Origin of the sequence: Arthrobacter sp. R-11 (genome assembly GCF_049913155.1) — a bacterium.
Lineage (GTDB): Bacteria > Actinomycetota > Actinomycetes > Actinomycetales > Micrococcaceae > Arthrobacter.
Window position 1 is genome coordinate 2,384,316 of record NZ_CP183979.1, and the last position, 21,431, is coordinate 2,405,746.

Sequence of the window (21,431 nt, forward strand, 5' to 3'; positions counted from 1 at the left end):
CGCCGCCGTCACCTTTGGTATCAACTCAGTATCGACCTCGTATCAATAACGTTTCAGTTCCGCCTAAGGCAGTGGAAGCGCCGCCGCCGGCCGGCGTGCTGTGCCAAGCTGAGTAAGGACAAACAGTCCACCTGCCCGTTTCGGCGGAGCAGCATCCGTTCCTGCCGAAGCGGCGGGACACCCCAACAGCAGGACACCAGCATCAGAACAGCAGCCAGCATGCGCAGGGAGGGCAAGCGGAACCGTTCCGTCTTGTTCGTTGCCGCGCTGGCCGCTGCCCTCCTGTTGAACGGCTGCATCGCCGACGGCGGAAGCGTGGAACCGGCCGGAGCCCCGGAGACGCTGCAGCAGCAACAGCAAATGCACAATGCCCCGTCCAGCAACACGCCGCTGGAAACCACCCAGGCCTCAAGCAAGGTGCCCGTCTACTGGATCGGCCGCAACGGCAACGGGGTGGCCCTGCACCGCGAATTCCGCGACAACCCGGGCACGGAAAACCCCATCACCACTGCCCTGCGCACGATGATGACCGCGAAGCCGCTGGACCACGACTTCTTCACGCCGTGGCAGGAACCGAGCGACCTCGCGACCTCGATTTCCGGCAAGAACGTCGTCACCGTTGACGTGTCCCGTGACGCCTTCAATTCAAACCTCGACGCCGGCATGGCACAGCTCGCGGTGCAGCAGCTCGTGTACACGGCCACGGCGGCCGCGGCGAGTTCCGGGCTGATCGACTCCGGACAGCAGATCCAGGTGGTCATCCTGGTGGACGGCCACAAGGACTTCATGGCCTTCGGGCAGGTCAAGCTGGGCGCACCGATGGTCCGTGACGCATCCAAGGTGGCGCCGGTCTGGATCATCGACCCGCAGGAAGACCTCACCCTGGCCAGCGGACCGGTGAAGTTCAACGGCCGCGCCACCGTTGAGGGAGCAAAGCTGAAATGGCAGCTCTTCCGCGAGGCTGTCAACGGCGAAAAGGCCCTGTACCTTGACGGCGCAACCACCGCATCCGCGGTGCCCGGGCAGGGCGGGACCTTCACCTTCACGGTCAGCCTCGGCACCGGCCGCTACGAACTGAGGGTCTCCTTGCCGGCCCAGGCGGGCGAACCGGGGTCCACGGACACCCGCTCATTCAACGTCGGCTGAGTTCCTTCATCGTCGGCTGATACGGTCTGCCAAAAGTCCCGGCCCTACCAGCGCCCGAGAATGTCGCTGGCCAGCACGATCGCTGCCGGTCCGGCGGTTGACGAGCGCAGCACATGGTTGCCCAGCAGAGCAGTCACGGCGCCCGCGTCGGCCAGCTTGGTGACTTCGCGTGGGGTGATTCCGCCTTCCGGCCCCACCAGGAGCAGGACCTCCCGCACTCCGTCCGTGCCGCCGTCGGGCAGTCCCTCCAGCCAGTCCGCAAGGGCCGCACGCAGGGGACGCTTGGCGTCCTCGTGCAGGATGACGGCGAGATCGGCCGCCGCCACGGCTTTGGCCAGGCCGGCGCCGTCGACGGCGGGACGCACCTCGGGGATCCAGGCCCGGCGGGCCTGCTTCGCCGCCGCCGAGACCACGGACTGCCATTTGGCGTGGGCCTTGGCTGCCCGCTCGCCCTTCCAGCGCACGATCGAGCGTTCCGACTGCCACGGGATGACCGCGTCGACGCCGAGCTCCGTGGCGGTTTCGATGGCGAGTTCGTCGCGGTCGCCCTTGGCCAGGGCCTGGACGAGCACCAGCCGGACGGCAGCCCGCGGTTCCTCGCGGAGTTCCACGGCTTCGACGGTCAGTGTTCCCTGGCCCGCTTCGAGCACTTTGCCCACCAGGCGCCGGCCGGTGCCGTCGGCGATGTCCACGGCTTCCCCGGTTTCGAGGCGCTTGACCGTGACGGCGTGGCGGGCTTCGGCGCCGTCGAGAACGAAGGTGTCGCCGGGCACCAGACCGTCAAGGGCACCTGCCGGGGCAAAGAAGACGGGGTTGCTCACCGCTACAGGTTACCGAGCTTGTCCCGCAGCTTCGCGAACATGCCGCCGCTGGCAACGAGCTTGCCCTCGGTGAACTGCTCGCCGCGCAGCTTGGCGAGCTGGCGCAGCAGCTCTTCCTGGGCAGCGTCGAGCTTGCCGGGAGTCTCAATGTGCAGGTGCACCTTGAGGTCGCCGCGGCCGTAGCCGCGCAGGTGGGTGACGCCGAGGCCGCGGAGGGTGATGACCTCGCCGGACTGCGTTCCGGACTTGACGTCCACTTCCTGCGGCCCGTCGAAGGTGTCGAAGGTGAGCTCCGTGCCGAGGGCGGCCGCGGTCATGGGCACGCTGAGGGTCGCGTGAAGGTCATCGCCCTCGCGGGTGAAGGTGGGATCGCTGTTGACGCGGATCTCGACGTACAGGTCGCCGGACGGACCGCCGGCCGGGCCAGCTTCGCCCTGGCCGGAAAGCTGGATGCGGGTACCCGTGCCGACGCCGGCAGGCACCTTGATGGTCAGCGAACGGCGGCTGCGGATGCGGCCCTGGCCGTTGCATTCGTTGCAGGGGTCCTTGATGATCGTGCCGAAACCCTCGCAGGAACCGCAGGGGGCGGCGGTCATGACCTGGCCGAGGATGGAACGCACTGCGCGCTGGACCTGGCCGCTGCCGCCGCAGATGTCGCAGCGTTCCGGGTGGGTGCCCGGACGGCAGCAGGAGCCGTCGCAGGTGGGGCAGACGACGGCGGTGTCGACTTCGAGCTTCTTGTTCACGCCGAAGACGGCGTCCTTGAGGTCCACGCGGACGCTGATCAGCGCGTCCTGTCCGCGGCGGGTCCGCGAGGCCGGGCCCTGCATGCCTCCGCCGCCGAAGAAGGTGTCGAAGATGTCCTGGAAGGCGAAGCCCTGGCCGGCGTAGCCGCCGCCGAAGCCGTTGTCCGTGCCGTTTTCGTTGCCGGTGGCGTCGTACACCCGCCGCTTCTGGGGGTCGGAAAGAACCTCGTAGGCGTGGGTGACTGCCTTGAACTGCTCCGCGACGTCCTCCCCCGGGTTGACGTCGGGGTGCAGCTTTCGTGCAAGCTTGCGGTACGCCTTCTTGATCTCTTCGCCGGTGGCTTCCGGGGAGACGCCCAGGACGTCGTAATGGCTGCTCAAAGTCGGTTTCTCTTCCTCTTGTCCTGCTGTTCTTGCTGCGACGGATCCGCGGGCCTCAGCTGCCGAGGATCCTCGAAAGGTAACGTGCCACCGCACGGACGGCGGCCATGCTGCTGGGGTAGTCCATGCGGGTGGGTCCGATGATGCCGATCTTCGCGGCGGCGCCCGGACCGTATCCGGTAGCGACGACCGAAGCTTCGGACAGCCCGTCGTACGGGTTCTCCCGGCCGATGCTGACGGTGACGCCACGCGGGTCCTCGGCCATTTCGGAGAGCAGGCGGAGCATGACCACCTGTTCCTCAAGGGCCTCCAAGACCGGGCCGATGCTCAACGGAAAGTCGACATTGGAGCGCGCGAGGTTGGCTGTGCCGGCCATCATCATCCGTTCGTCACGGCTGTTCTCGGCCAGCTTGTCCAGACCGCGCGCGAGCACTCCGGCCGGGGCCTGGAGCGGCTGCGGGCAGAGCGCGACCACAGGCGCCAGAAGTTGCGGCAGGTGCTCCAGCGGGGCACCGGAAATGCTGGACAGGAAGCGTGCCCGCAGCAGGGTGAGGTCCTCATCCGTGAGGTCCGTCCCGGCGTCGACGACTCTTTGTTCGACCTTGCCGCTGTCCGCGATCAGCACCACGAGCACCTGGCGCGGCGCCAGGAGCACGAATTCGATGTGCCGCAGCTTGGCCCCGCTGGAGTGCGGGTACTGGACGACGGCGACCTGGTTAGTCAGCTGGGAAAGCAGCCGGACAGTGCGCTCCAGGATGTCCTCGACGTCGTCGGCCCCCTCCAGCAGCGAGTGGATGGCCCGGCGCTCCGCGGCCGAGAGCGGCTTCATCGCCGAGATCCGGTCCACGAAGAGACGGTAGCCCTTGTCGGTAGGGATTCGCCCGGCACTCGTGTGTGGGGCCGCGATGAGGCCCTCTTCCTCAAGCAGTGCCATGTCGTTGCGGATAGTGGCACTGGAAACACCGAGGTGGTGGCGTTCCACCAAAGCCTTGGAGCCGACGGGTTCGCGCGAATGCACGTAGTCTTCGACGATGGCACGCAGCACTTCCAGCTTGCGTGGCTCGCTCATCCCCTTGCCTCCCCTCGGACGTTCCTGCCCCTGGATTCTCTCGCGGTTGTTCCGCGTCCGCCGCCCGGCGGAACCGCGATTCCTAGCACTGATTCTTAGCACTCAACATGCCCAAGTGCTAACAAGTCTAGTATGTGCCGGGCCGTTGTTAGCATTGGTACCGCTCGCGGCGAACAAGCCTCCCGCAGGCTCCGGCGGCTTCCGGCGGCCGGAATGACCTCCGACAGTGAAGTGGTGTGACACCGTGTCCTACGACAACTGGGGCCCCGGAACCCTTTCCGCCCCCGCCAAACGGGCACTTCCCGAGGTTCCGGCCGAAGCCGGAATGGTACTTGAGGATGTGCAGTCCGGCTGGGTGGGCGCGGTGGTCCGGATCGAAAAGTCCGGAGGCATGCACATCGTCGCCCTCGAAGACCGGAACGGCAGGACCAAGTCCTTCCGGCTCGGCTTCGGCTTCCTGCTGGATGGTCAGCCAATCAAACTCCTCCCGCCGGCGCCCCGGGCCGCAAGCGGCACGGCAGCCGGTGCTGTCCCTGCCGGGCGCACCGCCTCCGGTTCCGTCAAGGTCGCCGGCCAGCGGGCCCAGGTGGCCAAGGCCAGCCGCATCTGGGTGGAAGGCAAGCACGACGCCGAACTGGTGGAGAAAGTCTGGGGTGACGACCTCCGGGTGGAGGGCATCGTCGTCGAGCCGCTGCACGGCGTGGACGATCTGAAGTCCGCCATCTCGGCCTTCTCCCCCGGCCCCGGGCGCAAACTGGGCATCCTGGTGGACCACCTGGTCCCGGATTCCAAGGAATCCCGCATCGCCGCCGAGGCCATGACCCTGCCGGGAGCCGCAGGGAACGTCCTCATCGTGGGGCACCCGTATGTGGACGTATGGCAGGCCATCCGGCCGAAGACCCTCGGAATCGAGCGCTGGCCGGAAATCCCCCGCGGAAGCGACTGGAAGACCGGCATCCTGAAGTCCTTCGGGTGGCCGCATGCCACGGCCGAGGACGTCGGCCTGGGCTGGCAGAAACTGCTGGGCGCCGTGCGCAGCTATGCGGACCTCGAGGCTTCCCTGCTGGGCCGCGTGGAAGAAGTCATCGACTTCCTCACAGCCCCCTGAACCTGCCTCCCGCAGCAGCCATGCCCGCGCCATGCCGCGCAGCTGGTCTCCGTAAGCACCACCGACCCAGTATTCTGGGACAGCAACATCACCGGACCCGAGCCCCTTAAGGAAGACACAGTGGCAGAGAACGCTCCCGACGGGTTGGACGCACCGCAGGGCCAGCCCCAGTACCACGGCGTCCCTGCCAACGCTCTTCCCCTGACCGCGGGCGAAGACCGCCAGTGGGCCACCCTGGCCCATTTCGGCGGAATCCTCGGCTGCGTCCCGGCTTTGCTGATCTACTTGATCTTCCGGGACCGCGGCCCGTTCACCGCCCAGGAGTCCAAGGAAGCCCTGAACTTCACCCTGCCTCCCACCATTGCGGCAGTGATCGCCAACATCCTGGTGATCCTTCCGGCGGTGGGCAACCTGTTTGCGGTGTTGGCCACGGCCATCTGGGTTGCGCTGACGTGCTTCGCAGTTTCAGCGGGCATCCGGGTCAACCACGGCCAGCCGCACAGGTACCGTTTCAACCTGCGCTGGATCAAGTAGCCCGCTGGCCTAGAGGTTCCGGATCCACGCATCCGCGGAAGGCAGCACAAACGGGACGGAGTCCTTCTCCAGCGCGGCGATAAGCAGCGCGAGCAGCACCCAGCCGACCCACGCGCCGACCACGTCCACCGCGCGGTTCGCCAGGGTCTCCTTCTCGCCGAATCCCGGCACGTACTTTTCGAAGAATTCCCAGCCGATGGTGATGGCCGCAACCAGGATCAGCGGCACGGACCAGAACCCGAGCATGGCCCCGGCCGAGGCATGGATCCACGACCACCGGTCGAAGGGGACATGGTCAATGTCCTGCGGTCCGTTGCCCTGTTTCTGGACGATGTCCCGGTAGCCAAGGTAGGCGGCGAAAGCGATCCAGACCACCGTACCGGCGATCCTGATGACCCAGGCGGCCGTCCCGACCTTCGGGTCGAACGTCATAAGGGATAGCAGCAGGAATCCTGTCACCACTGCAAGGAAAAGAAGTGCGCTCCGCCAGGGAACGCCGAACGGGGACTGCGCTGAAATCGAAGACATGATCCCTCCCAGCATTGGTCTTCATGCAGCGGGCGGAACCGGCGCGCCAAGCCGGATTGCCGGGCCGTCCACGCACATGATATTCCCGCCAGGAACGGCTGAACAGGTGGCGGCCAGCCCCTATTCGGGCAGCAGCCGGCGCACCACGGCATCGGCCAGGAGGCGACCCTTCAGCGTAAGGACGAGGCGCCCCTTGAAGGCGTCCGCCGGCTCCACCAGCCCGTCGGCGATCAGGCCGGCGACGGCATGACGGCCGACGGCGTCGAGCGCGTCGACTTCCAGCCCGCTCCCCAGCCGCGCCTCCAGCATGATGCGCTCCATTTCGCGCGTACCGGCGTCGAGGGTTTCGCGGCCGGCCGCCGGGGACTCGCCTGCGGCAAGCCGGCTGGCATAGGCGGTGGGGTGCTTCACGTTCCACCAGCGGACCCCGCCCATGTGCGAATGCGAGCCGGGGCCGATGCCCCACCAGTCGTCCCCGCGCCAGTAGGCCAGGTTGTGGCGGCAGGCGTGCCCGGGCGTCCTGGACCAGTTACTGACCTCGTACCAGTTCAGGCCGGCGGCGGAGATGAGTTGGTCGGCGAGTTCGTATTTGGCGGCGTGGTCGTCGTCGTCGATTCCGGGGACTTCGCCGCGGCGCATCTGGGCGGCGAGCTTGGTTCCTTCCTCGACGATCAGCGCGTACGCGCTGATGTGGTCCGGCCCGTAGGAGAGGGCGGTTTCCAGCGAGGTGCGCCAGTCGTGCATCGATTCGCCGGGCGTGCCGTAGATGAGGTCCAGGCTGACGTCGAGGCCGGCGTCGCGGGCCCACTGCACTGCCTGCGGCACCCGTTCGGGGCTGTGCGTACGGTCCAGGACCTTCAGCACGTGCGGCACGGCGGACTGCATGCCGAAGGACACCCGGGTGAAGCCGGCCTTGGCGAGCAGTTCCAGCGACTCGGGCGTGACCGAATCCGGGTTCGCCTCGGTGGTGACCTCCGCGCCCGTTTCCAGTCCCCAATGCCCGACGGCGGCGGCCAGGATCCGGGCAAGGTCCTCCGCAGGAAGCAGCGTGGGAGTGCCGCCGCCGAAGAAGACAGTGCTGAGTTTGCGGGCAGGCAAGCCGGAAGCCTGCATTGCCGCAGCAGCGAAGTCGACTTCGGCAACCGCCGTTCCGGCGTAGGCGTCCTGGGAGGCGCCGCCGCCCAGTTCCCTGGCCGTGTAGGTGTTGAAGTCGCAGTAGCCGCAGCGCACGGCGCAGAACGGGATGTGGACGTACAGCCCGAACTTCCGGTGTTCGACGCCGTCCAGCACCTGCGGGGGCAGCAGTCCGTCCGCAGGCGCCGGATCGCCAAGAGGAAGGGCGCTTGGCACTACTTCTTAGCCTTGTCCTTGGACTCGTCGGTGGTGAGGGCGGCGATGAAGGCTTCCTGGGGAACCTCCACGCGGCCCACCATCTTCATGCGCTTCTTGCCTTCCTTCTGCTTTTCGAGCAGCTTGCGCTTACGGGTGATGTCACCGCCGTAGCACTTGGCCAGCACGTCCTTGCGGATGGCACGGATGCTTTCGCGGGCGATGATCCGGGAGCCGATGGCCGCCTGGATGGGCACCTCGAACTGCTGCCTCGGGATCAGTTCGCGCAACTTCGACGTCATCATCACGCCGTAGGCGTAGGCCTTGTCGCGGTGCGTGATGGCGCTGAAGGCGTCCACCTGTTCGCCCTGGAGCAGGATGTCGACCTTGACCAGGTCGGCCACCTGTTCGCCGTCGGCCTTCCAGTCCAGCGAGGCGTAGCCGCGCGTCTTGGACTTGAGGATGTCGAAGAAGTCGAAGACGATTTCCGCGAGCGGAATCCAGTAACGCAGTTCCACGCGGTCCTCGGAGAGGTAGTCCATGCCGCGCATCGTGCCGCGGCGGCCCTGGCAGAGTTCCATGATGGCGCCGACGAACTCATTGGGGGCAAGGATGGTGGCGGCCACCATGGGCTCGCGGACCTCATTGATCTTGCCGGCCGGGAACTCGCTGGGGTTGGTCACCGTGATGGTGCTCTTGTCCTCGAGGGTGACCTCGTAGACGACGTTCGGTGCGGTGGAGATCAGGTCCAGGTTGAACTCGCGTTCCAGGCGCTCACGCACGATTTCCAGGTGCAGCAGGCCCAGGAAGCCCACGCGGAAACCGAAGCCCAGGGCCGCGGACGTTTCCGGTTCGTAGATCAGGGCTGCGTCATTCAGCTTGAGCTTGTCCAGGGCATCGCGGAGCACCGGGTAGTCCGTGCCGTCCAGCGGGTAGAGCCCGGAGAAGACCATGGGCTTGGGGTCCGCGTAACCGCTCAGGGATTCCGACGCCGGCTTGGCAAGGTTGGTGACGGTGTCGCCGACCTTGGACTGGCGGACGTCCTTCACGCCGGTGATCAGGTAGCCGACTTCGCCGACGCCCAGGCCCTTGGACGGCACGGGCTCCGGGGAGCTCACGCCGATCTCGAGGAGTTCGTGGCTGGCCTTGGTGGACATCATCTGGATCCGCTCGCGCGGGTGCAGCATGCCGTCGACAACCCGGACGTAGGTGACTACGCCGCGGTAAGTGTCGTAGACAGAGTCGAAGATCATGGCACGCGCCGGTGCATCGGGATCGCCGACGGGTGCCGGAAGATCGCGCACAATCCGGTCCAGGAGGGCTTCAACGCCGACGCCGGTCTTGCCGGAGACCTTCAGGACGTCTTCCGGGTCGCCGCCAATCAGGTTAGCCAGTTCCTCGGCGTACTTCTCGGGCTGGGCCGCCGGGAGGTCGATCTTGTTCAGCACCGGAATGATGGTCAGATCGTTTTCCATGGCCAGGTAGAGGTTGGCCAGGGTCTGCGCTTCGATGCCCTGCGCGGCGTCCACCAGCAGCACCGCGCCTTCGCAGGCTGCCAATGAACGGGAGACCTCGTAGGTGAAGTCAACGTGGCCCGGGGTATCGATCATGTTCAGGGCGTAACTGGTGCCATCGAGCTCCCAGGGCATGCGGACGGCCTGGGACTTGATGGTGATGCCGCGTTCGCGCTCGATGTCCATGCGGTCCAGGTACTGGGCCTTCATGTCGCGCGATTGGACGACGCCGGTGTACTGCAGCATGCGGTCGGCCAGGGTGGACTTGCCGTGGTCGATGTGGGCAATGATGCAGAAGTTCCGGATGATGGCCGGATCTGTTGCGGCAGGCACCGGGGCGGTGCGGGCCATGGGAGACACGCAGGGGTCCTTACTGTCGACACTCACGCGGGGAAATGTAGCCCGGGCAGCCCTGCTGCTCCGGCATGCACCGCATATCTGAACTCATAGTCTCCCACGAACCGGCGCTCCGGCGCGCATCGTAAATCCGTTTGGGCAGGGCGGGCGGATACGGTGGTGGCATGGCACCTGAAACACGTTCATTCCTTGGCAGGCTCCTCACCGCATCGCTGTGCTCGCTGCGGCGGTTGGCGGCCGGAAGCGCCCGGCCGGCGCCGCGGGGAACGGCGCCGGGAACGGCGCCCAAGGCCAGGCGGCAGGCCCCGGCACCCTCCGGCGTCGGGGTCTATCCGGGTGATTTCAGCGGCACTGTTTCACCGCGCTACTCCCCCGCTCTCGACGGCCGGCCCGATCCGGGCGAAATCGTCTGGTCCTGGGTGCCCTTCGAAGAGGACCACACGAAGGGCAAGGACCGCCCCGTGCTGCTTGTCGGGCGCGACGGAAGCTGGCTGCTGGGGCTGATGCTGACCAGCAAGGACCACACCAACGGTCGCGAGGCGGACGATTATGTGGATATCGGCGCCGGACCGTGGGACCCGCAGTGGCGGGCCAGCGAGGTAAAACTGGACCGGATCATCCGCATAGATCCGGCGGGAGTCCGGCGGGAAGGCGCCGTCCTGGACAACGCGACGTTCCAACTGGTTGCAGACCGGCTGCGACGACGGCCGGGCCGCGCCTAGTCCGGGAAGCCGGGCCCCCGCGGAGTCTGATACTATGTATGGCTGTATGTCCGTGCAGGTCGACGGCCATACATGGTTGGCTGCCATAGGCATCCCCACGCCGCTCAGTCGATGGCCAACCTGATAACCCTCTAGACCAATTTCCGCATTAAAAAGAGAGTTCACACACGTGGCTAATATCAAGTCCCAGAAGAAGCGCATCCTCACCAACGAGAAGGCTCGTCTGCGTAACAACGCCGTCAAGTCCGAGCTGAAGACGGCCATCCGCGCCGTCAACACCGCCGTTGAGTCTGCTGACAAGGATGCTGCAACGACTGCTCTTGTTGCTGCCGGCCGTAAGCTGGACAAGGCTGTCAGCAAGGGCGTTATTCACAAGAACAACGCTGCGAACCGCAAGTCGGCGATCTCCAAGAAGGTCAACGCACTCTAAGGTTTTTCCAGTTCGACTGAGCTGAAATTGAGGCCGGCCCGTTTGGGCCGGCCTCATCGCATTAAAGGGCCTGTTCTTTCGCGGCTCCTTTAGGGGCTTCTTAGGGCCGGAGTGGCTCGGGGCCCGGCTTGCCGGCCGACGCTAGCGGCCGCGGGCGGACATGGCGATGACCGTCACGGCGTGTTCCACCGCGTACACGGGATCGCGGGAAAGGCCCTTCACCTGGGCATCGGCTTCGGCCGTGACCTGGATTGAACGGATCAGCCCTTCCGGGGTCCAGCGGCGGACATCGCGCTGTGCCTGTTCGACCAGCCAGGGCTGCATGCCCAGCTGCTTGGCAATCTGCGCCGACGAGCCTTGCGCGCCAGCCACCCTGGCCAAGGTACGCAACTTGGCGGCCAGTGCCGCGACCAGGGGGACGGGATCCACTCCGGTTGCCAAGGCGTGGCGGAGGCTGGAAAGGGCCAGCGGGGCGTTCCCGGCCATCGCCGCATCCGCGACTTTGAATGCCGTTGCTTCGACACGGCCGCCGTAGTAGCGCTCGACCATGGCGGCATCCACGGCCGTGGTGGCGTCGGCGATAAGCTGACGGCATGAGGCGGCCAGTTCGGACAACGACGTTCCCACGGCATTGACCAGGGCCTGCACTGCTTCGTTCTCGATCCGGCGGCCGCCGACCTTGAACTCGGCCACCACGAACGCCGCCTTCTCCGCATCCTTCTTGAGCGGCTGGCAGTCCACTACCGGCCAGCCCGCCGCTTTGACCGCGTCCAGCAGCTTTTTTCCCCGGGTGCCACCGCTGTGGCGCAGGACCAGCACGACGTCGTCTTCCGGCTTGGCCACATAGGCCAGCGCATCGTTGAGGAAGGCTTCGTTCATGGCCTCAAGCCCCTCGACCTCAAGCAGCTTGCCCTCGCCGAAGAGCGATGGCGTGACCGTCATGGCCAGGGCGCCTGCTTCGTAGGCACCGGCGTTGAGCCGGCTGAGCTCGACGTCGGGCGTAGCTTCACGGACGAGCGACCTCACCCGGTCCATGGCGCGGATGCCCAGGTACTCCTCCGGCCCGGTGATCAGCACTACGGCGGCCGGCGTCACGTCACGCCAGGTGGTCGCATTCGCCGACGAGGTCTTGGCCTTTGGGGCCTGGGCAGCAGCCAAGTGTGCTTCCTTCCGGACGGGTTTGTGCAGGGTTCCAGTCTCCCACGACCGCCCGGGATGCCGGAACGACGGCAGATCCAGGGAGGCGGCCTGGACCGGGAAGTCTGTCACGAAATGGTGTCAGACGGATACCGTAGCTATTAGCGACTCGGCAACGCTTTCATCCGGGCACGCAACCGCACGATCGACGCACAATCTTGAAGGCACATCACACGATTAACCGGCGAGCCTGTTAGACGGATTAGGTACCGCTTGGACCTAGCGGGTAGCCGGGACACTGCCTCGTCGGCCGCTTTCCATTCTGACCACACTTCCTGTGGCCCACGCTTACCAAACCCCATCCATCGTCCCGCTGGCGGAACCTTTGAATGCCTCATGGAGGCTGAAGCGGATGATTTGCCCAGCGATGGGTGACGCACTTCCCTGCAAGGCACGAGAATCCTCCCTCGATGGCGCACTATCTGCGGATCCGGCCAGCGGCAATAATGGGCTCATGTGCGGACGCTTTGTGATGACGTACTCAGCTGCGGACATTCAGGACTTCTTCCTCGTCAGCGAGGTTGTTGACCCCGATCTCGCGGCGAGTTGGAACGTCGCCCCAACAGACCCGATTCCAGTCATCCTGGACCGACACGGCACTGGGGACGAAGCGGTGTCGCGGAAGCTCGTCACAGCGCGCTGGGGCCTCGTGCCGTCATGGGCTAAGGACACGAAGGGCGCGGCCCGGCTGATCAACGCCCGCATGGAAACCGTCACCGAGAAACCTTCCTTCCGGAAAGCCGCGGCGGCCAGGCGGGGACTCATTCCCAGCGACGGTTACTACGAATGGGAAAAGACGGCTGACGCGAAGAAGATCCCGACCTACTTGCACGGAGCCGACGAAGAGCCGCTGGCGTTCGCGGCCCTGTTCGAGAACTGGCCGGATCCGGCACTGCCCGACGGGCACCCGGAAAAATGGCTGCGGACGGCCACGATCATCACGACGGCGGCCTCGGACGCGCTCGGCCACATTCACGACCGGACCCCCCTGGTCGTGCCGCCGGACATGTGGACGGACTGGCTCGACCCGGAGACCACGAAAGAAGCCGACGTCCGGGCCCTCCTGGATTCCATGCCTGAACCCCACCTGGTGCCACGCGTCGTCAGCGACAAGGTGAACTACGTCCGAAACAACGGACCCGAGCTCATTGAAGCAGCCGCTTAGTTCGCGGCAAGCTATCCGGTCTTCCAGATACGTGCCGGCGCGACGTCGCGGCAGCTGACCGCAAACGCCCGCGGAAAGGCAGACGGCGCCGCCGCTCCACCCACGCCTCAAAAACTTCGATCCGTTCCACAACAAAGCCGTGGCTGGCCACGGCGAACCGCAAGCAACGTGCCGGGTGCAGGAGCATCCAAAGCAAGGCCAGGTTCCCGGCGGAGCACAGCGCCATGGTGACCATTCCCCACCCTCCCTCGGGCCACGGCAGCACGGCTCCCGGCAGCCCGGCGAGGAAGCGCGCAATTGCGGCGATCGCCCCGGCACACACCGCGGCTGCCCGCAGGAAGACGGTTGCCGCGCCCTCATGGACCGCCAGCACGGGCACCGCCAGCGTTCCGAAGACCGTCACGGGCGCGACGAACGGTGCCATGACGACGTTCGCCAGCAGGGAAAAGACCGTGAACTGCGGCTGCAGTCCCACAATGACGGGCGCGCAGAACAACTGCGCGGACAGAGGCACAGCCAAGGCTGCCCCGACGGGCCGGGGCAACCACTCCGGCGCCCTGGCCATGAGCGGCCGGGCCAGCAGTACGATCCCCAGGGTGGCGAGGACCGAGAGCAGGAAACCAGGGCTGCCGGCCAAGGACGGCTCGCCAACGATGAGCACCGCGACGGCAAGGCAAAGAAATCCCAGGCTGCGCCCCGGCCGCCCGCTGCTGATCGCAAGCAGACCAATCCCGCCCATAACAGCGGCCCGAAGCACGCTCGGTTCCGGCCCGACCAGCCACACAAAGCCGCCAAGGCCGCCCAGCGCCACGGCAGCCGCCGCTGCCCGGCCGAGACGGCAACTCCTGGCCAGGACAATCAGCAACCCCAGGATCAGGCTGCAGTTCGCTCCAGTGAATGTTAAAACGGGAGGTGGGTCGGCCTGAAACAGCGTTTTCGCTGGTCAACGCCGGTTTCGTGCTATCCAGTGATGGTACCGGCCTGACGATCAAGCACATCGTCCGGTCGTGAGTGGACGATGATCGGGTGCCTGCAGGAGCCAATCCAACGTGAGGCAACTGCTCGACAGGATGGACGACTCGACGGTGACGCACAATGTGAAGCGCATCGGTGCACTGAGCAAGGTAGCTCGCCAGATTGATATTTCTGTGAAGGGCATATACAGCCGACGGAAGTCGGGATTTCGGCGGAAGGCGCTGTTGTCCTCAGCGATTCGACGAGTGGTCCAAAGCAGGCCGAGCCCATAGTCGCCCTCAATACCATCCGTCTCCGCTAGGAGGCGCCGAAGCTGGTCAGGGACCTTGTGACCCAGTTGCGCTTCGCAAGCCCGCACAGCGTCCGCCGCGGCGGGAGGCTGGAACGAGGCCTCGCCCCAACGCTGAATCACTTCAATAAGCATGCAGCCATCATGCCGCAGGGACCCCAGTTACCCTCCTACTCCCCGACAAAGAGGACCGCTTCTGACGCCATCGCTGACATGAATTGGTGTCCGTAAGCCGGTCCCTCACCGGGCACTTGTAACCATGTCTGGACGATGACTCTCGGTGACGTGAAATCCGAGTTATCCACCACGAACGTGGCGCGTTCCCATGGTCGTGCCGCGTCGAAGTAGAGACGCTGTCCTCCGACGTATCGGCGCATCGATGAATGCTCAGGGTCTGGGTTGCTGCCATTCCGAACTGCCATTCGTTGCGCGGTTTCGGTGAAAGGAACGTCCAAGAATACGGAAGCATCCCAGTAGAAGGCCAGTTCATCGCGGTGGAGGAACATTCCTTCCACAAAGACGAGTGCATCTGATGGAGCGAGCAGGACGTCCTCTTGCGCGGTTCGGTCGGTCGCGGAATTGTAGGAAGCCGGTGAGTACCAGCCGGTTCCTTTTGGGCCAAGCGGTCTGAGTAGCTGATCTTGCAAGGCGGCGTAGTTGTAGGTGTCTTTCCAGAACCCTTCCGGTGAAGCACGTCCCTTGGCATGCCGTATCGCCGAGGGGTTTAGAAAGTCGTCGGCGTGAATGACTGTCACAGGGCGATTCCGGATCTCGGATACCAGGTTTGCGGTGAAGAATGTCTTGCCGCTGCCGTCTACACCGTCGATTGCGACGAGCCGACGCCCTGGCCCGATGACGTCGAGAATGTTGCTTGCCAGCGATCGCATGAACTTCTTCACATCGTCATCTTCACAGAAGTACCCCTTCGCCGGCGTTCGTTAACGGCTCCCCAACCGCGTCAGCTCGCCACTGCCCTAGCTTTCTTCGAGAAAGGCCGTCCCCGGACCCTCACTGCTTCCCATAACACCCGCCCGAAAACCGCCCGGTGAAGGTACCCTAAACGCTCCACTCCAGATCGTTTCAAAACCCTTCTGCGAGCTTCAGCTATTCAGTCAAAGGCTATTGCTCAAACTACCGGCATTCCCCACCATGTTGCGTTTGATGCAGGATCAGCGCGGGCGGAAGGCTTCATGATCCCCGACGAGGCCTCCAGCCATGCAGGCTGGGAGCGCTAAGCTGCCGAACAAGCAGTCCGATGGGGAAGGAGGCGGTGAAGTGCGCTTCATTCGTAGAGCACTGCTCGAACACCGGAAGCTCCCTCGGCTTGTGCGCATCTTCCGCACCTGCCAAGCCGTGAGCATCGCCGTCGTGGCCTCTTCCATGCTTGCGGTGTTGATATTACGTCCACCCATGGCAGTCATGAATGTCTGGCTGGTCACAGGAACCATCCCACTCCTTGTTGCCGTTTTTGCCGTTGGCTTGCTGACTTGGAGGAACTACGAACACACGGCGGAGATTTGGGCCGAGAACGTCAGGGGTCGAGGCTTAGACAATGCAGGCTTGGGTTGGCTCGTCGATACAGGACCGTACGCGCCATCGGAGCAGGGAAAGCACTGTTCACTGCCGCTCTGGTGGTAGCTGCAATCATCCAAACCATCTGGCACTGAGACACTAATTGCTTGGCCATTGGCAGCCTGAGGATGTGGCGCATGAGCTAGGTGAGTGTGGTTACCCATTGGTGGCCGAGGCCCCAAATTATCGGGTGTGCAGTTAAAGAATGCATGCGGCTGACGCTTCGACGCGTGGGGCTTCTGTCTTGCTAGCTGATCGGCTCGTGGGACGGTTTCGGACGATGCTTCGGGACCAACCCGTTCTCGATTATTCGCAATGGGATGCGGTATGTTCGCCGGACAGCGATGGCACCGCCGCATGGGAACGAGGGGGATCGAATGCCGGAGCCCGGTGTTGAGATTGTATGGGGCGCTTTGTCGAAGGCTTGGCGGAAGGCCGAGTACGAGGAACTGTGGCTGCAGTTCCGGCCCCGCGGTTCGAAGGACGTGCTTGAAGCGGTCGAGGCCGCGGTCCGGGTTGCCAACCAGGAAGCCGCGGATGCCGGGTGGAGTGATGATGCGTTCACCGAGGGTGTCTCGGACTCGGACGCCGGGCCGGTCGCTTTGATGAGCCGGACCGGTGCCGAGCAAGGCGTGCGCGCCTGGTTGGATGCCTTCGCCCGACAGCTGCAGTCCCTCGGGCTGGCCGGAAAAGTCACGGCCGCGCCGCAGGTGATTTTCCCACGGTGGCTAAACAACGATGACCTGGCGCAACAGCTCACAGTCTTTGCGGCCTACCGGACCGACGATCTGACCCTGCTGGAGGAGCAGGAGCGAAGGATGAGCTGGGCTGTCCCGGCCGAACTGACGGCCAGGGTCACTCACATGGGCTCAGACTGGGGCCGCTTCGAAGGTGCGGACGTGTACCTGCAGCGCAGCATCCACCAGACCCTGACAAGGAACCCCGACGTTGGTCAGGCGCTGGCGAGCGGTGCGGCGAGGTTTGGGCAGGCCGGGGTGACCTATCTGCGCACGGAGCCGCGTCGGAAGGTGTCGATGTCGCTCAGCACCCAGGGCAGGGTCTGCTACAGCATCATGGATGACACGATGCTTTGGCAGGACCGGCTGGCCCGGCTGGCCGAGCCATTGCTCGCGTTCCCGGTGGACACGGATCTGGCGTTTGTGCAGCACAGCAAAGCCGACACCACGACGTGGGATGACCTTTCCAACGGCAGGCCCGCGCTGCCCTACGTGAGGGAGTCCCAGATCCGCTACAACAGGCACCTGAGCGCGCAGTACATCCCCGACGCGCACGGCGTACAACTCCTCACCGACGCCCATCTGGCGCACGCGAACGATCTGTCCGAGTGGATCATCGAGCCTCTGGGCGGAGGCAGGCACCTCGTGCAGGCCAAGGACATGGAGCCCTGGTACGCACAAATCGACCCCGACCCGCAAACACTGGCACAAGCCCGCGCCGATTTCGGCGGCATGCTCCTCACCCCGGAAATCATCGCCAACAACCCGCCGCCCTGGAAGTGAATTCCGGGAAGCGGACTCGTCTCAGGCCGCAGAGCGTCCCAGTGAAGGACCGGCTTACGGGACGACTACGATTCTGGGTCTTCGGCGACGTTGCGAGTAACGGATTGCCCAATGAGACCTGGGATGCCGGTTAGTGTGCCGGTATGAATGCTCGCGGAATTCTTGTTGCTGCCCTTCTGCTGGTAGTCGTCGTAGTTGCGCTAATTGTGGCTTGGGCAAGTTTTGGTGACCGCCCGGGCCCTATGCGTTCTACTGTGGTCGAACGGACGGGAGAACACTTGGTGCCGGGTTTCTCGATGTAATTCTGAAGGACTTTCGAAGACGCCGGAGTCTTTCTCATTGAGGGATCCTCGTAGGGACGCTGGCACCGGGTCTGGCTCTACCCGTTTTCACGTCCAGGAAGTTTCTCTGCGAGCAGACGGGACAGATCCCTCCACACGAGCTACCTGACTTTGCCACCGAACTTCTCGTCTTAGGGTACGACAGCCCTACGCTTCGCGAACTGGCGGGCCTTCCGAAAGGAGACAGGACCGACGCGGCAGATATGTGGAATATAGTCCGCGATGAGCTGGGTGTCCGGTACGAAGACGAAGAAGAAGCGGCCAGGTTTCTCCTCAAGTACTGGGCACAGGAGATCGTCGACGGGCGGATCAACGTCCTCACTGGGTCGAGGCTCATGTACCGGGACGGCTGGTTCCCACTGGGACAGCCGATGGAGTTGTACGAACTCTTGTACCTCTTGGACCTCTGGGACGACATTCCGCAGCGTCGAGAGCAGACTGCTTCCGAGCTCCTCGGCTGCGCCCGGAAGCTCTTGGGCCGCGAAAGCTGATTCAGCCAGCCTTTGGGCTATCTTGCGTCCATCGCCCGAATGGATCTCCTTCGACGGACGCCATCGGGAAAGCGGCTGGGGGCTATCCGCGATTGGTCACTCAGGCTCGAGGCTTGGGTCGCTTCGGAAGCTGGCGACCAGTTGTTCGAACTTGGAAACGTGCTTGTGGATTCTTGCCCCGTCCTGCTTGGAGTTGAGCCAGGGCTTACGCTTCCCGATCAGGAGAACATCGCGAGGCTTGCCGTGGATGTTCAAGGGTGTCGTTAGCGGGAGAAGGGCGTTCAACGCGTCCGATTGCACTGTTTCAGGCAACCGTGCTCGGAGCCAAGCGATCTGCTCTGTAGTGAACAAGTTGAAGGGTATCCGCAGATTTTCGAGGTTGGTTAGTGCGCCAAGTGGCTGGATCCGACCATCGTCGATGCTTTTGGGAAGCAAGCTCAGACTCCGCAGTCCCGTCAACGAGGCCAGGGGTTCAAGGGTCTCGAGAGTGGTCTTGCTCCATACCGCGTCACCGATGATGAGTTCTCTCAGTGCGTGCCCGTCCAAGAGGTCATCCAGCCGGTGGAACCGGATGAAGTCCTCCACGCGCAACGCAGTCAGATGCGGCGTCCGCGAAAGGTTCCACAGTCGCATGGACCGCTGGTTCCAATAGAACGAGACCATCCGGAGCCCTGACAGGTCCTCAAGCGGGGTGAGGTCCTCAATCCTGGGGCACTTCCAGAACTCGACCGCTGTGAACTGTTTTCCGTAGCTTGAGATCAGCCGCTCAAATACCGCTTGGTCCAGCCCGCTGATACGAAGAGCGGTTGCATCAGGGTGTCCCTCGATTTTCGAGAGGTGTCGTGGATCAAATTTCCCGCCGCCGATCTGCGGCTGGACAAAGTCAAGGAACCATTTGGGCTTGGCTTCGCCCGCCCGCCTGAGCTCCAACAGATCCTTGGGGCCTGGTTCCATGGTTGCTCCGTTCCCTGTCAGAAACCCTCAAAACTATAGTCGCAAACGTACCAATCCCGTGCCCCGGGCCCTCATTGATCGGAAAAAGTATCTGGCGGATCGAGAACCTTTTCGGATCCTGCGGACCCTACAAGGCGTGAGACTAATGGGGGAACCTGACGAAGAGCGGTGGCGTAAGTGCATTGCACGGCTACGTACAGAAGTTGAAGGTTCAGCAGCCATCGCCTGCCGGCTTGTTCTTGTGTCTGGTGCTTTCCTGGTGCGTCTATTGACCTTCGGGGAGTTCTGCCTTGGGCGTCAGCTGCCTACTGTCCGGGCTGTGCCTCAAGGAGAACAATGAAATCGAAGGCAAACGCCCTTGAGCGACATCCGAAAGCACGCAACAACGGCACATCGAGGAGGAGACGTGAGCGATCTGCGACACCTACCGGTGGGCACCCGTGTACGAGTGGGGTTCGCGCTGATCTACAAGAAAGTTCCCGGCGGCATGTGGCGAAACCGCAGGCGCAAGGCAACGCACAACTGGATCACCGACGAGCAGCTGATTGAACTGCTGACGAAGAAGGAGTCAGAGTCGGCAAAGGCAGGAGCGACGACACCCGAAAGCGGTGCTTCACCCGCTCAGTGAGGGTGCGCCGCGATTTTCTGAACCAGACACCTCCCGCACTGGCAGCCCTTCAAGACCACCAGAAACCTGCGGGGCGCAACCGAAAGTGCCGGTTGAAACTGTTCTCAGAAACGTGACGTGCGAATACACTCCGGACATGCGCGTCTTTGATACTTCGTTTGACTACAAGACCGACACACCGTCTAAGACCAAGCCGGACACCGACCAGGACAGTCAGAAGCTCCGGGCAGACCACGAGCTACTGTGGACCAAGGAACTACCCTCGGGAGATTTCTTTGCCCCGAAGGTGACTGCCCGACGGAGCGAGTACCTTATCTTCACTGACGCCTCCGGGAAGAGGCATTGCTACGGCAGCGACGCCATCACTAGCTCCTACACCGGCAGGTCTCGTCCGGCGACTCTGGTCAACGCTATGGCCGGGTTGGACGAGGGGCAGAGGTCCGTCTACCTTGACCCGCCGTACACCATCGGCAGTGCGATGATTTGGCCCGTCAGGGCGGAGGACTCTCCCACCATGAACCAGGCCCGGGGGTTCGGTCGCACAGGTCAGCTGATCGGTGACCGCATGGACCTCACCCTTGAGTGCATCCGGCGTCACTACGCCGGAGAGTCGGAGAATCCCCCCTCCGGTGCATTCAAGGACGCGTACGCGGACTTCTTCGCGGTCATCAACGCCTACGCGGACTTCTTTGCGCTTTTCGGGCAGGGGGAGCAAGGGTTCAGGGCGTTCGTGGACTTCTTCCACCTGCAAGACCTCGTGACTCCCGACTACAAAGAGGTGCGGTTCTATCTGGACTTCGACAATTTCGAGAGTTCCGGGATACCGGCCACGACCAGGGATTACGTGACCTACAGGAATGCCACTCTGGAATTCATCGCGGGACGGAAGCGCCGGATGGCCGAATGGGTCACGAAGAACCACCCTGAGATTGAGGTTCATTGCCCTTGGTGGCAACCGCCACAGGCCACTGACGATATGGCGGGCGGGGTGTCTTTGCCGTGAGCGGTCGAAGCCGCGCCGGCAAGTAAGCGCCTTTCGTAGTAGCCGGGCATTGCCATTGGGGGTCAAAGACCGGAAGGTCTCTGCGTGTTCTCGCGGCACCAGGCAAGTGCCCATCGAGATTAGTCATGGAGAACTATCGGCGAACGCTGGAAGTTGATCAGATCGGGGTCCTGCTCGACAAGCTGGTCCTCAAACATGTCCCAGCCCCGACGCGAGATAAAGTCTGCCTCGGGCGTGGTAATTGGTACCAGCCAAGCGACAACGACGTCGCCGTCGGAACCCGAGCACGTGGCAAACTCATCGGGAAAACAGACCGGCATCGTTACGTACAAAGCCGTCAATTCCGACCCAGGAACAAGAGCTCCGGCGGTACCGATCACGTCCCCCCGCAGCAGAGCACGCCGCGACCCGAGAGCCATCGAGCCAACTTGAAGAAGCAGCGACGCCACGCTATCCGGTGTCAATGAATCCGGTGCCAGCATCAGGAGCTCTTGCCTGATGGCGCGCCCTGAAGTTGACGACGACAACGGATACTCGCTCAGGCCCAGCGTCGCATAGGCCACGGAATCAGGACCGGAGCCGCCGGAAAACCTGACGATCTGAAAAGGCAT

21 protein-coding genes are annotated in these 21,431 nt (G+C 64.0%); 10 read left to right on the forward strand and 11 right to left on the reverse strand.

Features of this window, described 5'->3' with window-relative positions:
• Positions 1-252: 252 nt before the first annotated feature.
• Positions 253-1,146 (forward strand): GerMN domain-containing protein, encoded by an 894-nt coding sequence (locus tag ACN9M4_RS10745; protein WP_426297722.1) that lies wholly within the window; start codon positions 253-255, stop codon positions 1,144-1,146.
• Between the two features lie 44 nt (positions 1,147-1,190).
• Here ACN9M4_RS10745 and ACN9M4_RS10750 read toward each other — a convergent pair whose 3' ends face one another.
• Genes ACN9M4_RS10750 through hrcA form a run of 3 tightly spaced genes read right to left on the reverse strand, consistent with a single transcriptional unit; the run spans position 1,191 to position 4,163 of the window.
• A complete protein-coding gene (locus tag ACN9M4_RS10750) occupies positions 1,191-1,967 on the reverse strand; it encodes a 16S rRNA (uracil(1498)-N(3))-methyltransferase (protein WP_426297724.1) in 777 nt (258 codons plus the stop codon).
• A gap of 2 nt (positions 1,968-1,969) precedes the next feature.
• Complete coding sequence (dnaJ, locus tag ACN9M4_RS10755; protein ID WP_426297726.1) at positions 1,970-3,094, reverse strand: molecular chaperone DnaJ; 1,125 nt, start codon at positions 3,092-3,094, stop codon at positions 1,970-1,972.
• Between the two features lie 55 nt (positions 3,095-3,149).
• Positions 3,150-4,163 carry a heat-inducible transcriptional repressor HrcA gene (gene hrcA, locus ACN9M4_RS10760; RefSeq protein WP_426297728.1) on the reverse strand — a complete coding sequence of 338 codons (1,014 nt, stop codon included), beginning with the start codon at positions 4,161-4,163 and terminating at the stop codon, positions 3,150-3,152.
• A gap of 244 nt (positions 4,164-4,407) precedes the next feature.
• Here hrcA and ACN9M4_RS10765 point away from each other — a divergent pair, with 244 nt between their 5' ends.
• A complete protein-coding gene (locus tag ACN9M4_RS10765; protein ID WP_426303446.1) occupies positions 4,408-5,271 on the forward strand; it encodes a DUF3097 domain-containing protein in 864 nt (287 codons plus the stop codon).
• Positions 5,272-5,391: 120 nt separating this feature from the next.
• A complete protein-coding gene (locus ACN9M4_RS10770; protein ID WP_426297730.1) occupies positions 5,392-5,805 on the forward strand; it encodes a DUF4870 domain-containing protein in 414 nt (137 codons plus the stop codon).
• A gap of 9 nt (positions 5,806-5,814) precedes the next feature.
• On the opposite strand, the gene ACN9M4_RS10775 is transcribed toward ACN9M4_RS10770, so the two are convergent.
• The 3 genes from ACN9M4_RS10775 to lepA all read right to left on the reverse strand — a co-directional run bounded on the left by ACN9M4_RS10775 (position 5,815) and on the right by lepA (position 9,536).
• Positions 5,815-6,333 (reverse strand): hypothetical protein, encoded by a 519-nt coding sequence (locus ACN9M4_RS10775; protein WP_426297732.1) that lies wholly within the window; start codon positions 6,331-6,333, stop codon positions 5,815-5,817.
• A gap of 120 nt (positions 6,334-6,453) precedes the next feature.
• Positions 6,454-7,683 (reverse strand): radical SAM family heme chaperone HemW, encoded by a 1,230-nt coding sequence (hemW, locus tag ACN9M4_RS10780; protein ID WP_426297734.1) that lies wholly within the window; start codon positions 7,681-7,683, stop codon positions 6,454-6,456.
• On the reverse strand, positions 7,683-9,536 hold the full coding sequence (gene lepA / locus ACN9M4_RS10785; protein WP_426303447.1) for a translation elongation factor 4: 1,854 nt from the start codon (positions 9,534-9,536) through the stop codon (positions 7,683-7,685). Before lepA ends, hemW begins: the two co-directional genes overlap by 1 nt.
• A 161-nt stretch (positions 9,537-9,697) precedes the next feature.
• Between lepA and ACN9M4_RS10790 the strand changes: the two genes are divergently transcribed.
• Together ACN9M4_RS10790 and rpsT are read left to right on the forward strand one after the other, a co-directional pair.
• A complete protein-coding gene (locus tag ACN9M4_RS10790; RefSeq protein ID WP_426297736.1) occupies positions 9,698-10,255 on the forward strand; it encodes a type II toxin-antitoxin system PemK/MazF family toxin in 558 nt (185 codons plus the stop codon).
• A gap of 169 nt (positions 10,256-10,424) precedes the next feature.
• Positions 10,425-10,685, forward strand: coding sequence for a 30S ribosomal protein S20 (gene rpsT / locus ACN9M4_RS10795; protein ID WP_426297738.1), 261 nt, complete (start codon positions 10,425-10,427; stop codon positions 10,683-10,685).
• 141 nt (positions 10,686-10,826) lie between these two features.
• Here the strand turns inward: rpsT and holA are convergent, their stop codons facing one another.
• Positions 10,827-11,843, reverse strand: a complete 1,017-nt coding sequence (holA, locus tag ACN9M4_RS10800; RefSeq protein WP_426297740.1) for a DNA polymerase III subunit delta — start codon at positions 11,841-11,843, stop codon at positions 10,827-10,829.
• A gap of 493 nt (positions 11,844-12,336) precedes the next feature.
• On the opposite strand from holA, the gene ACN9M4_RS10805 reads away from it, so the two are divergent.
• A complete protein-coding gene (locus ACN9M4_RS10805; RefSeq protein WP_426297742.1) occupies positions 12,337-13,047 on the forward strand; it encodes an SOS response-associated peptidase in 711 nt (236 codons plus the stop codon).
• Here the strand turns inward: ACN9M4_RS10805 and ACN9M4_RS10810 are convergent.
• Together ACN9M4_RS10810 and ACN9M4_RS10815 are read right to left on the reverse strand one after the other, a co-directional pair.
• Entirely contained in the window at positions 13,028-13,912 is an 885-nt protein-coding gene (locus ACN9M4_RS10810) for a ComEC/Rec2 family competence protein (protein WP_426297744.1), read from the reverse strand. The two genes, ACN9M4_RS10805 and ACN9M4_RS10810, sit on opposite strands and share 20 nt — an antisense overlap.
• A 569-nt stretch (positions 13,913-14,481) precedes the next feature.
• The gene (locus tag ACN9M4_RS10815) at positions 14,482-15,210 is read right to left on the reverse strand and encodes a uridine kinase (RefSeq protein ID WP_426297746.1); all 729 of its coding nucleotides are present in this window, start codon (positions 15,208-15,210) and stop codon (positions 14,482-14,484) included.
• A 1,086-nt stretch (positions 15,211-16,296) separates the two neighbouring features.
• Here ACN9M4_RS10815 and ACN9M4_RS10820 point away from each other — a divergent pair.
• Positions 16,297-17,403 (forward strand): hypothetical protein, encoded by a 1,107-nt coding sequence (locus ACN9M4_RS10820; protein WP_426297748.1) that lies wholly within the window; start codon positions 16,297-16,299, stop codon positions 17,401-17,403.
• A 544-nt stretch (positions 17,404-17,947) separates the two neighbouring features.
• A complete protein-coding gene (locus ACN9M4_RS10825) occupies positions 17,948-18,235 on the forward strand; it encodes a hypothetical protein (protein WP_426297750.1) in 288 nt (95 codons plus the stop codon).
• A gap of 96 nt (positions 18,236-18,331) precedes the next feature.
• On the opposite strand, the gene ACN9M4_RS10830 is transcribed toward ACN9M4_RS10825, so the two are convergent.
• Entirely contained in the window at positions 18,332-19,189 is an 858-nt protein-coding gene (locus ACN9M4_RS10830) for a hypothetical protein (RefSeq protein ID WP_426297752.1), read from the reverse strand.
• A gap of 406 nt (positions 19,190-19,595) precedes the next feature.
• Between ACN9M4_RS10830 and ACN9M4_RS10835 the strand changes: the two genes are divergently transcribed.
• Complete coding sequence (locus tag ACN9M4_RS10835; RefSeq protein ID WP_426297754.1) at positions 19,596-19,817, forward strand: hypothetical protein; 222 nt, start codon at positions 19,596-19,598, stop codon at positions 19,815-19,817.
• A gap of 136 nt (positions 19,818-19,953) precedes the next feature.
• Entirely contained in the window at positions 19,954-20,820 is an 867-nt protein-coding gene (locus ACN9M4_RS10840) for a DUF6994 family protein (RefSeq protein WP_426297756.1), read from the forward strand.
• 119 nt (positions 20,821-20,939) lie between these two features.
• On the opposite strand, the gene ACN9M4_RS10845 is transcribed toward ACN9M4_RS10840, so the two are convergent.
• A complete protein-coding gene (locus ACN9M4_RS10845) occupies positions 20,940-21,431 on the reverse strand; it encodes a suppressor of fused domain protein (protein ID WP_426297758.1) in 492 nt (163 codons plus the stop codon).

What these genes read in the sequence shown, in the direction of transcription:
- hrcA (WP_426297728.1), bottom strand. Translation starts at nt 4,163, where the DNA reads ATGAGCGAGCCACGCAAGCTGGAAGTGCTGCGTGCCATCGTCGAAGAC.
- ACN9M4_RS10775 (WP_426297732.1), bottom strand. Translation starts at nt 6,333, where the DNA reads ATGTCTTCGATTTCAGCGCAGTCCCCGTTCGGCGTTCCCTGGCGGAGC.
- ACN9M4_RS10790 (WP_426297736.1), top strand. Translation starts at nt 9,698, where the DNA reads ATGGCACCTGAAACACGTTCATTCCTTGGCAGGCTCCTCACCGCATCG.
- ACN9M4_RS10805 (WP_426297742.1), top strand. Translation starts at nt 12,337, where the DNA reads ATGTGCGGACGCTTTGTGATGACGTACTCAGCTGCGGACATTCAGGAC.
- ACN9M4_RS10825 (WP_426297750.1), top strand. Translation starts at nt 17,948, where the DNA reads ATGTGGAATATAGTCCGCGATGAGCTGGGTGTCCGGTACGAAGACGAA.
- ACN9M4_RS10830 (WP_426297752.1), bottom strand. Translation starts at nt 19,189, where the DNA reads ATGGAACCAGGCCCCAAGGATCTGTTGGAGCTCAGGCGGGCGGGCGAA.
- ACN9M4_RS10840 (WP_426297756.1), top strand. Translation starts at nt 19,954, where the DNA reads ATGCGCGTCTTTGATACTTCGTTTGACTACAAGACCGACACACCGTCT.
- ACN9M4_RS10845 (WP_426297758.1), bottom strand. Translation starts at nt 21,431, where the DNA reads ATGCCTTTTCAGATCGTCAGGTTTTCCGGCGGCTCCGGTCCTGATTCC.